This is a genomic window from Rhodococcus sp. BH5 (genome assembly GCF_027583855.1).
Taxonomy (GTDB): domain Bacteria; phylum Actinomycetota; class Actinomycetes; order Mycobacteriales; family Mycobacteriaceae; genus Rhodococcus_F; species Rhodococcus_F qingshengii.
Genome location: NZ_JAJHVW010000005.1, coordinates 459,310 through 473,255, shown reverse-complemented (window position 1 = coordinate 473,255; position 13,946 = coordinate 459,310). Strand labels below are relative to the sequence as shown.

Sequence of the window (13,946 nt, the reverse complement as noted above, 5' to 3'; positions counted from 1 at the left end):
CGGGACAAGCCCGCCTAGATGATCGAATAGTCCTCGAGCGGAAAGCGTTTCGCTTCGACGAACGCATTCCGTGTAGACGTGGGCCGCAGAATCGCAGCCTCGCCGTGCTGATTGAAGTAATAGCTTCGTGCAGTCTGGCAACTACCGCCGTAGAAGACGGAGTCCGCCAGGTTCTCGGTCATCCGGTCGAGAAACTCGGCGTTGGCAGTTTCGGTGACCTCGAATGTTTCCGCGCCGCGCCGTTTCACCTCGCCGAACAGTCGATCCATGTGCTGCATCTGGGATTCGATCGTCGTGAAGTAGGACAACCCGCTGTACGAGTACGGACTGGCGAGCGTGAGGAAATTGGGGAAGTAGGGAACCGCGACCCCCTCATAGGCCTGGAAACGGTTGTCGCGCCACCACTTACCGAGGTTTCGGCCCTCACGGCCGATAACCTCGATGGCCGGAAAGTTCACATCCCAGAGGTTGAATCCCGTTGCCAGCACCAGGGTGTCGATCTCGGTCTTGCGGCCGTCGGCCGTGACGATTCCGTCTGCAGCAATGTGGTCGATCGACGTGGTTTCGAGGTGCACGTTGTCTTTGGTGAAGGTACGGAAATAGCTGTTCGAGAATGTGGGTCGCTTGCACCCGAAGTCGTAGTCCGGTGTGAGTTGCTCGCGGAGATGCGCGTCACGGACCTGCGACCGCAGAAACGCTCGTGATGCGGCTGCAGCGCCCTTGTTCAACAGTTTGACCTGCTTGTAGTGCAGGACCGCGCTGACCATGATCATTTCTAGGATCGACGAACTGACAGCGCGCGCGATTCGCTGGGTGAGCGGAATACGCGAGAACAGCTTCTGCACTGCATTCGGAATGGGGACGTCGATCTTGGGAACCACCCAGATCGGCGTGCGCTGGTAGACGGTCAACTCTGCGGCCTGACGCGCCACCTCGGGGATCAACTGCACAGCGGTGGCGCCGGTTCCGATGATTGCGGTCTTGGTGCCGGACAGGTCGTAGGAATCGTCCCAGGCCGTGGTGTGGATGATCTTGCCGGCGAAGTCGCCGATACCGGAGATGTCGGGCCGATGCGGTTGCGAGAGGAAACCCGTCGCAGTCAGGAGGTACTTGGCAGTGATGTCCGGCGCGCCTTCGACGGATACGACCCAGTGCGAGGAATCCTCGTCCCAGCGGGCTCCGTTGACCACGGCACCGAACGTCATGTGCTTCCGCAGATCGTACTTGTCCGCGACGTGATCGGCGTACTTCTTCAGTTCCGCGCCCGGTGCGAAAAGCCTGGACCAGTTCGGATTGGGCTCGAACGAATACGAGTAGGTGACCGATGCGATGTCGACAGCCAGACCGGGATAGCGGTTGACGTGCCAGGTTCCACCCAGATCGTCCTCGCGCTCGAGGATCGCCAGGTTGTTCAGGCCCAGCCGCTTGAGTTGAATGGCCGCACCCATTCCGCCGAAGCCCGCCCCCACTACTACTGCGTCGTACTGCACTGCCATCGGAGAATACCTCTCGTGAACTGCACATCAGAAAAACTGCACATCAGAAACTGACACGTCATTCCGTTATTGAGAACGGTATCATTCCTGATGTGACGAAGGCCATGACCAGAGCGGAACGAAAAAAGGCGGAATTGCGCCGCGAGATCATCGACGCATCATTCGAGTGCTTCGCCCAGCGCGGCTATCACGCAACCGGAATTGCCGACATCGCAACAACTCTCGGAATCGGCCACGGGACCTTCTACCGGTACTTCGAGAACAAGCGCGACATCATCGATCACGTCATCGACGACCTCGTCGCAAAGATCATCAGCGCACTGGCCACCGAGAATGCTCCCGACGCCGCCAGCACACTGGACGAGTACCGCGCCCAAGTGGGACGGATCGCCGAGGCGCTCCCCCGCATCTTCTTCGACGACCCCCGCATCCCGCGGGTTCTGCTGTTCGAGACGACGGGCGTCGACGCCGATCTGACGGGCCGGATGCTCGATCTACTCGACCAGTCGGCATCGTTGACCGCGGCGTACCTGCACCACGGAGTCGAATGCGGCTATCTACGCGCCGACCTCGATGTCGACAACACTGCCCACGCCGTCAACGGCATGATGCTGGCAAGTGCGATTCAAGGATTGCGAGCCGGTTCGTCCGTCGACTGCACGGCGTTGAACCAAGCCATCAGCCGCCTCATGTTCGACGGAATCCGCGCCGAGAACGCCTAGCGAACGACGATTCCCTCGGCACGCATCGCATCCTTGACCTCCGGGATGCTCAGATCGCCGAAGTGGAAGACACTTGCTGCGAGAACTGCGTCTGCGCCCGCTTCGACTGCAGGGGCAAAGTGCTCGACCAGGCCGGCACCGCCACTGGCGATCACCGGTACGTGGACTGCCGCCCGGACAGCGCGGATCATCAGAAGGTCGAAGCCCGCTTTGGTGCCGTCGGCATCCATCGAGTTGAGCAGGATCTCCCCCACTCCCAACTCTGCACCACGCTCGGCCCACTCGACAGCGTCGATCCCGGTGCCGCGCTTGCCCCCGTGCGTCGTGACCTCCCACCCCGACGGTGTGTCCGGCTGCCCCTGGGGAACGGTGCGGGCATCGACCGAGAGGACGATGCACTGCGAGCCGAAACGCTCACTCAGTTCCTTCAGCAGTTCCGGGCGCGCAATCGCCGCGGTGTTGACGCTGACCTTGTCGGCACCGGCACGCAGCAGACGATCGACATCCGCGACCGTGCGCACTCCACCGCCGACGGTCAGAGGAATGAAAACCTGCTCGGCAGTGCGACTTACGACGTCGAGCATCGTGCCGCGATCCGACGTGGAGGCGGTCACGTCCAGGAAGGTCAGTTCGTCGGCGCCCTGAGCGTCGTACGCTGCCGCGAGTTCCACCGGATCTCCGGCGTCGCGAAGATTCTCGAAATTGACACCCTTGACCACTCGCCCGGCGTCGACGTCGAGGCACGGAATCACACGAACTGCGAGGGTCATGACTGTGGTCCTCCTGAGGACGAAGCGCGCGGATCACCGAGCGCGTTGAGGATATCGAGAATCTCACCGTGGATGCCCGGAGCGGCAGCGAGCACCGACTCCGATTCTACGGTCCACGGGCGGCCGGCCAGGTCGGTGACCACCCCGCCCGCACCGCGAACGAGCGCGACCCCGGCCGCGTTGTCCCACGCGTTGCGGCCGTAGACGATCGCACCGCCCAGGATGCCGGCCGCGGTGAAGGCCAGATCGACTCCGGTGGAACCGTGTATCCGGATCCGCGAGGACACCTTGCTGATCTCGGCGAGGAGGTCGAGACGGAAACTGCCGGGGATCCGCCCTCGACTATTGACGTTGAGCGCACCCAAGCCGACGATCGACGACGCCAGATCGGTTGGCTCCAGCGGCGGTACGGCGATTCCATTGACCAACAACGGACCGCCGGCGCGAGTCGCGTACGTGTGACCGATCAATGGAAGCCAAGTCAATCCGAGCACCGGGACACCGTCGTCGAGAAGCGCCAACAGCGTTCCGGCAGTGGGCAATCCGGCCGAGTAGTTGAAAGTACCGTCAACGGGGTCGAGAACCCAGACGAGCCCGGAACCGACGTCGGGACCACCGAATTCCTCGCCGTGCACCTCGATGCCGGTCTGCTCGAACAACTCCGCGGTCAACCGCTTCTCGAGCGCAAGATCGACCTCGGTGGCAAAATCACCCCAGCCCTTGCGGACCGCACTCGGGGCGCCGACACCGGAGACGAACTGATCGTGGACGCCGTCGAGAAGCCGACCCGCAATCGCGAGAAGTTCGTCGAGGTCACGCGTCGGAGTCATCTGGAAAATCTATCCGGAAACTGCTGCCAGTGCTTCGGGGAGAGTGAAGCGACCGGCATACAATGCCTTGCCCACGATCGCGCCCTCGACACCCTGATCAACCAGGCTGGAAATGGCGAGTAGATCCTCGATGGTCGACACACCACCGGAGGCGACGACGTGCGCGTCGGTGACCGCGCAGACCTGGCTGAGAAGTTCGAGATTGGGACCGGTGAGTGTGCCGTCCTTGGAGACGTCGGTGACGACGTAACGAGTGCAGCCGTCACGGTCCAGACGCGCGAGGGTCTCCCACAGATCGCCGCCGTCGGTGACCCAGCCGCGACCACGTGTGCGGTACTGACCGTCGACGAGACGAACATCGAGGCCGACAGCGATCTTGTCGCCGTACTTGGCCAATGCACGCGCACACCACTCGGGATCCTCGATAGCGGCAGTACCGAGATTCACGCGAGCACAGCCGGTGGCCAGTGCGGCTTCCAGGGAAGCGTCGTCGCGGATTCCACCGGACAGTTCCACCTTGACCGTCAGGTCGCCGATGACGCCGGCCAACAGTTCACTGTTGGACCCACGCCCGAAAGCAGCGTCGAGGTCGACAAGATGCACCCATTCGGCACCGTCGTTCTGCCACGCAAGAGCAGCGTCGCGGGGCGACCCGTAACCGGTCTCACTTCCCGCCTCTCCTTGCACGAGGCGAACAGCTTCACCGTTGACGACATCTACAGCAGGCAAAAGGACCAGGCTCACGTGCGGTAACCCTAGTAGGTCAGGACCTCGAACCGTCTTCCGGGTCACCGAACGCTTTTCGGGTCATCCGCTTGGATACGACGCCCATTGCCGCAATCGCAGCGGCGACCCCCACGAGACCGATCACGAGGCCGACGCCCGGCGATGGTTTGAGAACAACGATGACGACAGTTGCGACCGCCAGCGCAGCCACAGCGGCGCCGAGCGAGAACAACGCCAGACGGGCGAGGGAGAAATCGTCACCGCCGTTCGGTCCGGATCCCCCGGTCACAAACTCTGCACCCAGTTGCTCAGCAACTCGGCGCCTGCGTCACCGGATTTCTCGGGGTGGAACTGCGTTGCCGACAACGCACCGTTCTCGACGGCAGCGAGAAACTTTCCGCCGTGATCGGCCCATGTCAGCTTCGGGGGTGCAATGTGCTCGGACGGCGCGAGCTCCCAACTCTGCACACCGTAGGAGTGGACGAAGTAGAAGCGGGTATCGGCGTCTATGCCCTTGAACAGGGTGCTGGACTCCGGCGCCTCCACGGTGTTCCAGCCCATGTGCGGCAAAACCTCTGCTTGCAGCCTCTCGACGGTGCCGGGCCATTCGCCACAGCCCTCCGCCTCGACACCGAATTCGACTCCCCGGTCGAACAGAATCTGCATGCCGACGCAGATGCCCAGCACCGGTCGGCCACCGGCCAGGCGTCTGCCGATGATTCGGTCACCCTGCACTGCACGCAGACCTTCCATGCAGGCCGCGAACGCGCCGACGCCGGGCACCACGAGACCGTCGGCCGCCAGTGCAACCTTCATGTCGTTGGTCACCTCCACCTGCGCCCCGGTGCGCGCCAGTGCGCGAGTAGCCGAATGCAGGTTGCCGGAGCCGTAATCGAGTACAGCAATCGTGGAAGCGCTCATGCCCCAACTCTATCGGGCAACCCTGCTGGCGATCACTTTGCCGCCCGCGGCCAGTGCCGGGAGGAGCGCGACAACTACCGCGGAGACCGCGAACACCCATGCGTAGCCGGCAGTCGTGGCCACGAATCCCAACGCCAGTGCACCGATTCCGGTGCCGGCGTCGTAGCCGATGTTCCAGATCGCGCTGGCGGATCCGAGTTGCCTCGGGCCGGCAGCCTGAAACGCCATGACCAAGGATTCGTTCTGCACCGCCCCGAACCCCAGCCCGAAAAGGACCGCCGCGCAGAACAAGACCGGCGTCGACCCGCCGTCGACGTTGATCGCGAACAGCACCAATCCGATGGTCGACGACGCCAATGCCGGCGCGAGTGTCCGACCACTGCCGAGACGATCGGCGATCAGTCCCGCCGAGTACCGGCCGACCAACATCGACCCACTGGCGGTCGCCAACACCACTCCAGCAACGGCCGCACGCTCCGAGATTGCGATCGGCAGTAGAGACGACAATCCGCCGAACGAGGCGGACACACACGCCAGAGCGAGCACCGGAACCAAGACGGCGAACACACTCAGTCGAACGGATTCCCCGGTCGGCTGGGCGAAAATCTTCGGCAACCCGGCAATGGCCACCAGCGCGAGCGCCGGGATCAGCGCACCGAGGACGAACACCGGTGTCGCCGACCACCGTTCCATGATTGCAAGCCCCAGCGGAAGCCCCGCCATTTGTGACGCTGCGATCGCGATTCCCTGGGCACCGGTGGCACGGCCCAGAATTCGTTTGGGCGCCAACTCCGCCACCAGTGCACTGCCGGCCACCGTCAGCATGCCGAAACCGATACCACGCACCGCGGAAACCGCCAGGACAGGACCGGCGTCGGCCGAGATCAACAGCACCAACGACGGTGGACCGAGGAGCAGACACCCGACCGCCAGCACGCGCCGGTAGCCCTGCGTCCGCAACAACCGAGGCACGAGCAGTTGCGTCAAGACCGTGGCCGCCATGAAGACACCGGTCACCGATCCGGCAAGCGCATCCGATCCGCCGGACTGCGCAACCAGCAACGGCACCACCGGCAACAGCAACGACCAGCCACCGAAAGCTGCTGCCGCCATGATCAGGACACCGATCATGCCCGGAGTGCGAAGCAACCCCGGCGATGGAGCAGGATCTTGCGTCTCAGACACAGTCACTTTTCGCGTCACAGACGCAGTGCGCCCGCTACCGCCGCCAGAACCGCCAACGCCAGAAGGATTCCCGACGCAAGCTTGTTGACCTTGAACATCGAGTAGGCGCCGCCCACGGCAATACCCGCGCCGATGAACAGCAGATAGGTGAAGAGGACGCTCACAGTGTGCCCTTCGTCGACGGCACGCCACTCACGCGCGGATCCGGCTCGACCGCCTCACGCAGAGCGCGCGCAACGGCCTTGTACTCGGCTTCGGTGATGTGATGCTGATCGCGGCCGTACAGAACCCGAACGTGCAGTGCGATACGTGCATTCAATGCGATCGACTCGAACACGTGGCGGTTGATCACCGCGTGATACGGAACGCCCGGGTACCCGCCGATGACGGAATGCACCATGTAGTCGGGCTCACCGGTGTGCACGCAGTACGGGCGACCGGAGACGTCGACCGACGCGTGCGCCAGCGTTTCGTCCATCGGGATGAAAGCGTCGCCGAAACGACGGATGCCCTTCTTGTCGCCGAGAGCCTGGCCGAGCGCCTGGCCGAAAACGATCGCGGTGTCCTCGACGGTGTGGTGAGCGTCGATCTCGACGTCACCCTTCGCCTTGACGTCGAGATCGAAGCTGGCGTGCGTACCCAGGGCGTTGAGCATGTGGTCGAAGAACGGAACGCCGGTGGAGACGTCGACGATGCCGGTCCCGTCCAGATTCAGTTCGACGACGATGCTTGATTCCCGAGTTGTTCGTTCGATCCGCGCGATGCGATCGCTCATGCCGTCTCTCCTGAATTCGTGTCGACCAGCTGGGTGCCTGCGATTTCGTCACTGGCCTTGATGAACGCGTCGTTCTCGGCTTCGAGTCCCACGGTGGCCCGCAGGTATCCGGGGATGCCGATGTCGCGGATGAGAACCCCGCGGTCGAGGTATTCCTTCCACGCCTGTGCACTGTCGGTGAACTGTCCGAACAAGATGAAGTTCGCGTCACTGGGAATCACTCGGAAACCGGTGTCCGCCAGCGCCTTCGACACGCGATCGCGCTCGGCGGACAAGGCGTGCACACTGCCGAGGGTCTCGTCGGCGTGACGCAGGGCGGCACGTGCCGCCGCCTGCGTGACCACCGAGAGGTGATAAGGCAAGCGCACCAATAACAGTGCGTCGATGAACGCGGGAGCGGCGGCGAGGTAGCCGAGTCGGCCACCGGCAAACGCGAAAGCCTTGCTCATGGTGCGGGTCACAACCAGCTTGGCCGGGAACTCGTCGATCAGCGTCATCGCGCTCGGGGCAGCGGAGAATTCCGCGTACGCCTCGTCCACGATCACGATGCCCGGCGCCACGTCGAGGATGCGTCGCAGTTCTGCAATGCCGACGCTGTGTCCGGTCGGGTTGTTGGGACTGGTCACGAACACGACGTCGGGTCGACGTTCCGCGATCACGGTGACGGCAGCATCCACGTCGAGTGCGAAGTCGTCCCGACGGAAGACCTCGACCCACTCGGTATCGGTACCGTCGGCGATGATCGGGTGCATCGAGTACGAGGGCACAAAACCCATCGCGCTACGTCCCGGACCTGCGAACGCCTGAAGAAGTTGCTGCAGAATCTCGTTCGATCCGTTTGCCGCCCACAGATTGTCGACGGTGACCGGTACACCTGTCTGCTTCGCCAGGTACGCAGCCAGATCCGTCCGCAACGCCACAGCGTCACGGTCGGGGTAGCGGTGCAGTTCCTTCGCGGCTTCGCGCACGGATTCGGCCACATCGTCGATGAGCGCCTGGGTCGGCGGATGCGGGTTCTCGTTCGTGTTGAGCTGAACCGGAACCGTCAACTGCGGTGCGCCGTACGCCGACTTTCCACGCAGGTTCTCGCGAATCGGAAGGGCGTCGACCGAAATCGACTCTCCAGGAGCACTACTCATCGCAGAGCCTCGAATCGCAGACGCACAGCCTCGCCGTGAGCCGGCAGATCCTCCGCATTGGCCAGCGTGATGACATGTCCGGCAACGTCTTTCAGTGCAGACTCGGAGTAGTCGATCACGTGGATTCCACGAAGGAACGTCTGCACACTCAGACCGGAGGAGTGGCGTGCACACCCGGCCGTCGGCAGAACGTGGTTGGAGCCGGCGCAGTAGTCGCCGAGACTGACCGGCGCCCACGGGCCGACGAACACGGCACCAGCGCTGGTGACCTGAGCTGCCACCCCGGTTGCATCCTCGGTCTGGATCTCGAGGTGCTCTGCCGCATACGCATTGACGACGCGCAGACCAGCGGAAACATCAGAAACGAGCACCGTGCCCGACTGGCTGCCGGTCAGTGCCGTGGTGACGCGCTCGCGATGCTTGGTGAACTCGAGCTGCGCAGCCAGAGCCTTGTCGACCGCGTCGGCCAATTCGACGCTGGTCGTGACAAGTACGCTGGCGGCCATCACGTCGTGCTCGGCCTGGCTGATGAGGTCGGCAGCAACGTGGACCGGGTCAGCGGTGTGGTCGGCGAGGATCGCGATCTCGGTGGGGCCGGCTTCTGCGTCGATGCCGACCAGTCCGCGGCACAGACGCTTGGCGGCAGTGACGTAGATGTTGCCGGGACCGGTGATGAGGTCGACCGGGACAAGCTCGGTTCCATCGGTGTCGGTTCCGCCGTAGGTAAGGAGGGCGACGCCCTGTCCGCCGCCGACGGCCCACACCTCGTCGACGCCGAGCATGGCTGCTGCGGCAAGGATGGTCGGGTGCGGCAATCCGCCGAAGTCGGCTTGGGGCGGCGAGGCGACAACAAGTGATCCGACGCCGGCCGTCTGAGCCGGCACGACGTTCATGACAACGCTGGACGGGTACACGGCATTGCCGCCGGGCACGTACAGCCCGACGCGCTCGACCGGAACCCAACGCTCGGTGACCGTGCCACCCGGAACGACCTCGGTGACGGTGTCCTTGCGACGCTGATCGGCGTGCACCTTGCGGGTGCGCTCGATCGCAACCTCGAGGGCTTCCTTGACTGCGGGGTCGAGTTCACGAAGTGCGCGCTCGAGCTCGGCTGCTGGTACACGAACCGAAGCCGGACGAACGCCGTCGAACTTCTCGCCGAATTCGAGGGCGGCTTCTGCCCCGCGATCACGGACGGCTTCGACCATCGGGCGAACCTGATGCAGTACCGCGTCCACATCCACTCCACCTCGGGGAAGCGCGGCGCGAAGTTCGGCCGTGGATGGGGTACGACCACGCAGGTCGGTGCGGGCAAGCATGAGAGTTCCTCTCGTACGCAAACGGGGTGCCTGTGCAAGCGGCAGCAAACCGGTCCGGCATCACAGGCCCTGAACAGCGCGCCTGAAACACAGAACTGATGTCAATTATCCAGGATAGGCGCACCCCGTTTTTCACCGGTCCACCTGCAACGCTCACTGCAGGTCCGGCGCCCGCCGCCGGGCGAGTTCGATCAGCTCGTCCCTTCGAGGTGTTGCCACCGAGATTTCACGGCCGTCATGCAGACGAAAGCGGACCCCGTCGCCGGGAGATGCGAGAATTACCCGCATACCTGGGCCGGTCATTCGATAACCGATTCCGGAGCCCATCCCGATATGTACTGCAGTGGCAGACACAACTTCGTCCCACCGAAATACCTGACGCAGCCCCGGAGACAGCGCGATCGACACTCGTTCGACGTCTGTGGTGATGATCACGCGCACCTTCCACATGTACGCGGCCAACCCGAAGGACAGGACCGCGGACAACACGGCGCCGACGTAGCCCGCCGAGTCGCGATCCACGATTGCCGCGAACCCGCAGACAATTACCAGGACAATTCCGAGGACGACGCACAATGCGACCGCCGACCGCCGCAGTAGTGGGCTCAGGGGAATGGACTCGTGAAATTCGCGCACAGCACCCCCCCGCCTCGATCGCCGACAACCCCACCCCGAGGAATGACACCGGGAACACGACCATCCCATTACTCGCGCTTTTATAACAAACACGTCACGCACAGCTAGGGTCCAAAGTCGTGACAGACAGTGACGTGGCCACGACCGCACCTCCGGCCTTGCCGACCCCTCAGCGATCCAGCGGACCGAACCGAGCACGGATCGTTGCGATTGTCGCATCGATCCTCGGCATAGTTTTGTGCGGATCAGTGCCGTTCCTGCCGATCGAGCAGGACACCGCCGTCGTCAACTGGCCGCAGGCCGGGTCGACGACAAGCGTCGAGGCGCCATTGGTCTCGTACACACCGTTGCGCATGGAGGCATCGATTCCGTGCGCGTCGATCAGCGAGTTGGCCGCCACCGGCGGAACACTCGTCTCGACTGCACCTCCGGGTGCCCCCGATGCGCGCCGCTACGGATTTGTTGCCACCGTCTCCCCCGAATCCGCCGACGCTCCCGCTCGGGTCGACGTTGTCCTGCGTGATCAAGTGTTGCTCTCGACACCCGTTGCTGATCTGCAGACTGGATGCGCGCTCACGCTCGCCGCCGAGCCGACCCGAACCACCTTCAGCGCCACCGGTTCCGAACCGCGCGTCATCGAGGGCGACAGCCGACCACAGGTAGTCGGCGTCTTCAGCGACCTCGATTCGGCGGCAGCCGGTTTGAACGTCTCGATCGAGGCGGACTCTCGCTTCACTTCGAGCCCGTCGGTGATCAAGACTCTCGCCATGATTCTCGGGGCACTCACGGCTCTCGTGTCCCTCTTCGCGCTGCACCGCCTCGACAACCGCGACGGCCGGGGCACACGCAAATTTCTGCCCGCCCGATGGTGGAAGTTCACCGTCCTCGACGGGGTCGTCGTCGGAACTCTGGTGCTGTGGCACTTCATCGGCGCTACCACCACCGACGACGGCTACCAGTTCACGATGGCAAGAGCCTCCGAGCAATCGGGCTACATGTCCAACTACTTCCGGTGGTTCGCGGTCCCCGAAACCCCGTTCGGAACGCCGTATTACAACATCCTCGGACTCCTGGCCCACGTCAGCACCGCAAGCCCCTGGGTCCGTCTGCCTGCTCTGTTGGCAGGCATCATCACCTGGCTCGTCATCAGCCGGGAGGTTGCGCCTCGGCTGGGCGCCGCCATTCGCGGAAATCGACTCGCCCTCTGGACCGGCGCGCTTGTCTTCCTCGCTTTCTGGCTTCCGTTCAACAACGGACTGCGCCCCGAACCGATCGTTGCCCTCGGCGTGCTGCTGACCTGGTGCTCGATCGAACGCGCCGTCGCGACGAGACGACTTCTGCCGGTCGCAGTCGCGATCCTGATCGCCGGATTCACCTTGACTGCCGGCCCTTCCGGCCTCATCTGCTTTGCCGCACTCATCGCCGGAATACGCCCGATCATGCGCATCATCATCGAACGTGCGCGCACCACCGGTTACGTCGCGGCTGTCGGGCCCCTGCTAGCTGCCGGACTCTCGATTCTCATCCCCGCGTTCGGCGATCAAAGTCTGGCCGCCGTCATCGAGATGCAACGCGTTCACTCGATCTCACCGAATCAGCCCTGGTTCGACGAGTACCTCCGCTATCAGTACCTCTTCAACATCTCCGTCGACGGTTCCCTGACTCGCAGATTCGGTGTGTTCGTCATGGTTCTGTGCCTTGGCGTCTGCACCGCGATGATGCTGCGCAAGGGGGGCCGGATTCCCGGTTTGGCCGCCGGCCCGTCACGCCGCGTCGTCGGGCTGACGATCGGCGCACTGCCACTGCTGATGTTCTCGCCGACCAAGTGGACGCACCACTTCGGAATCTTTGCCGGACTCACCGCCGTTCTGGCGATGATGACGGCCGTCGCCGTAGGAACAAAACTCCTGCGCTCGCCGCGCAATCGGGCCCTCTTCGCGGCGGCCGTCCTGTTCCTCCTCGCGGTGGCATTCACCGGCAGCAACAGCTACTACTACGTGTCCAGCTACAGCGTTCCGTGGTGGGACAAGCCTGTGTCCATCAGCGGACTCGGCGCGAGCACCGTCCTCCTCGGGCTGACGGTGCTGATGCTCGGCGTCGCCGCGTGGTACTTCTTCCGTGAGCCGTACACCGCGGGGAAGGAACCGTCCGCGAAGCACGCTCGACTGCTTGCCATCTCGCCACTGACGGTTGCCGCAGGTGCCATGGTCCTCTTCGAGGTGCTGTCCATGGCCAAGGGCGCGATCACCCAGTACCCGGCCTATTCGGTGGGCCGTGCAAACGTCGACGCCGTTCTCGGCCAACACTGCGGACTCGCCAACGACGTTCTGCTCGAGACCGATCCGAACGCCTCGATGCTGACGCCCCTCTCGGGCAGCGTCGCCACAGGACTGTCCGCCGGTGGGGCTACGGGATTCGATCCGAACGGCGTCGCCTCCGACCTTCGAGCAGACAAGGAAGCCACGGCTACCGGCGGCGCGAACACCGTCGACACCTCCGAGGACACCGCCGGCAACTCGGCCGGAACCGGCGGTGGCGCCGGACAGACCGGAGTCAACGGCAGTTCGGTCGCGTTGCCGTTCGGTCTCGACCCGGCGACAACACCCGTCATGGGTAGTTACGGTCAGCCCTCCCCCGGCACTCTGACCAGTGACTGGTACCAACTCCCCGACGTGGGCGAGAACGCCACGCGTGGCGACATCATCTCGATTGCCGCGGCTGGTCGTGTTCGGTCCGTCGACAAGGACGGAATCGTCACCTACGGCCAGAACGTCGAGGTCGAGTACGGCACAGCGCGTGGCGTCGACGATGCCGAAACAGACGCTGTCGAAACACTCGGAAAGATCGCGCCCCTCGACATCGGCCCGGCGCCGTCATGGCGGAACCTGCGTGTGCCGTTGGACCAGATTCCCGTCGAAGCCAACAGCATTCGACTGGTCGTCAGCGACTACGACAGCAAGCCCGACCAATGGGTGGCCGTCACCCCGCCGCGGGTTCCGAAGACCCAGAAGCTCAACGACGTCGTCGGTTCACAGGCGCCCGTCATGCTGGATTGGGCTGTCGGACTGGCATTCCCATGCCAACGCCCCTTCGATCATCGGGTCGGTATCGCCGAGGTCCCCGAGTATCGGATCCTTCCCGACCATTCCGGTGCGCTCGTGACCAGTGCCTGGCAGGACCACTACGGTGGTGGACCGTTGGGGTGGATCGATCTGCTCCTGACCGCGCAGACCATTCCGTCGTATCTCGACAACGACTGGGCTCGCGACTGGGGTTCGATCGAGAAGTACACACCGATCGATCCGAGTGCAGTACCTGCCCAGGTCGACGAAACGACCGTTCAGCGCTCCGGGACGTGGAACCCGGGATCGATGACCATGGTTTTCTGAGCGGAATTTCTGAGCGGCTGGGTCACTGAGTGACACGG

At 63.8% G+C, this 13,946-nt stretch carries 14 protein-coding genes; 2 read left to right on the top strand and 12 right to left on the bottom strand.

The features are described 5' to 3' along the window. Window positions 1-14 precede the first annotated feature (14 nt). On the bottom strand, window positions 15-1,496 hold the full coding sequence (locus RhoBH5_RS16260; protein ID WP_270008517.1) for a flavin-containing monooxygenase: 1,482 nt from the start codon (window positions 1,494-1,496) through the stop codon (window positions 15-17). A 104-nt stretch (window positions 1,497-1,600) separates the two neighbouring features. On the opposite strand from RhoBH5_RS16260, the gene RhoBH5_RS16255 reads away from it, so the two are divergent. Then, window positions 1,601-2,218 carry a TetR/AcrR family transcriptional regulator gene (locus tag RhoBH5_RS16255; RefSeq protein WP_030537064.1) on the top strand — a complete coding sequence of 206 codons (618 nt, stop codon included), beginning with the start codon at window positions 1,601-1,603 and terminating at the stop codon, window positions 2,216-2,218. Here RhoBH5_RS16255 and hisF read toward each other — a convergent pair. The 11 genes from hisF to RhoBH5_RS16200 form a co-directional block, all read right to left on the bottom strand. Then, window positions 2,215-2,988: an imidazole glycerol phosphate synthase subunit HisF gene (hisF, locus tag RhoBH5_RS16250; protein ID WP_003942380.1), complete on the bottom strand. Its 774-nt coding sequence runs from the start codon at window positions 2,986-2,988 to the stop codon at window positions 2,215-2,217. The two genes, RhoBH5_RS16255 and hisF, sit on opposite strands and share 4 nt — an antisense overlap. After that, the gene (locus RhoBH5_RS16245) at window positions 2,985-3,818 is read right to left on the bottom strand and encodes an inositol monophosphatase family protein (RefSeq protein WP_003942414.1); all 834 of its coding nucleotides are present in this window, start codon (window positions 3,816-3,818) and stop codon (window positions 2,985-2,987) included. Before RhoBH5_RS16245 ends, hisF begins: the two co-directional genes overlap by 4 nt. 9 nt (window positions 3,819-3,827) lie before the next feature. Then, window positions 3,828-4,562: a bifunctional 1-(5-phosphoribosyl)-5-((5-phosphoribosylamino)methylideneamino)imidazole-4-carboxamide isomerase/phosphoribosylanthranilate isomerase PriA gene (gene priA, locus RhoBH5_RS16240; protein ID WP_003942371.1), complete on the bottom strand. Its 735-nt coding sequence runs from the start codon at window positions 4,560-4,562 to the stop codon at window positions 3,828-3,830. Between the two features lie 19 nt (window positions 4,563-4,581). Next, window positions 4,582-4,833, bottom strand: a complete 252-nt coding sequence (locus RhoBH5_RS16235) for a hypothetical protein (protein ID WP_030537065.1) — start codon at window positions 4,831-4,833, stop codon at window positions 4,582-4,584. Further along, window positions 4,830-5,465: an imidazole glycerol phosphate synthase subunit HisH gene (gene hisH / locus RhoBH5_RS16230; RefSeq protein WP_003942389.1), complete on the bottom strand. Its 636-nt coding sequence runs from the start codon at window positions 5,463-5,465 to the stop codon at window positions 4,830-4,832. The genes RhoBH5_RS16235 and hisH overlap by 4 nt, the downstream gene beginning before the upstream one ends. Before the next feature lie 9 nt (window positions 5,466-5,474). Then, the gene (locus RhoBH5_RS16225; protein WP_065352539.1) at window positions 5,475-6,596 is read right to left on the bottom strand and encodes an MFS transporter; all 1,122 of its coding nucleotides are present in this window, start codon (window positions 6,594-6,596) and stop codon (window positions 5,475-5,477) included. Between the two features lie 68 nt (window positions 6,597-6,664). Further along, window positions 6,665-6,814 (bottom strand): hypothetical protein, encoded by a 150-nt coding sequence (locus tag RhoBH5_RS16220; protein ID WP_007732248.1) that lies wholly within the window; start codon window positions 6,812-6,814, stop codon window positions 6,665-6,667. Continuing rightward, entirely contained in the window at window positions 6,811-7,425 is a 615-nt protein-coding gene (gene hisB / locus RhoBH5_RS16215) for an imidazoleglycerol-phosphate dehydratase HisB (RefSeq protein WP_003942383.1), read from the bottom strand. Before hisB ends, RhoBH5_RS16220 begins: the two co-directional genes overlap by 4 nt. Then, on the bottom strand, window positions 7,422-8,564 hold the full coding sequence (locus RhoBH5_RS16210) for a histidinol-phosphate transaminase (protein WP_042449556.1): 1,143 nt from the start codon (window positions 8,562-8,564) through the stop codon (window positions 7,422-7,424). Before RhoBH5_RS16210 ends, hisB begins: the two co-directional genes overlap by 4 nt. Then, entirely contained in the window at window positions 8,561-9,883 is a 1,323-nt protein-coding gene (gene hisD / locus RhoBH5_RS16205; RefSeq protein ID WP_270008516.1) for a histidinol dehydrogenase, read from the bottom strand. The genes RhoBH5_RS16210 and hisD overlap by 4 nt, the downstream gene beginning before the upstream one ends. Before the next feature lie 153 nt (window positions 9,884-10,036). Then, window positions 10,037-10,519 (bottom strand): hypothetical protein, encoded by a 483-nt coding sequence (locus tag RhoBH5_RS16200; RefSeq protein ID WP_231917356.1) that lies wholly within the window; start codon window positions 10,517-10,519, stop codon window positions 10,037-10,039. Window positions 10,520-10,638: 119 nt separating this feature from the next. Between RhoBH5_RS16200 and RhoBH5_RS16195 the strand changes: the two genes are divergently transcribed. After that, on the top strand, window positions 10,639-13,908 hold the full coding sequence (locus RhoBH5_RS16195) for an arabinosyltransferase domain-containing protein (RefSeq protein WP_442972461.1): 3,270 nt from the start codon (window positions 10,639-10,641) through the stop codon (window positions 13,906-13,908). Window positions 13,909-13,946: the final 38 nt, after the last annotated feature.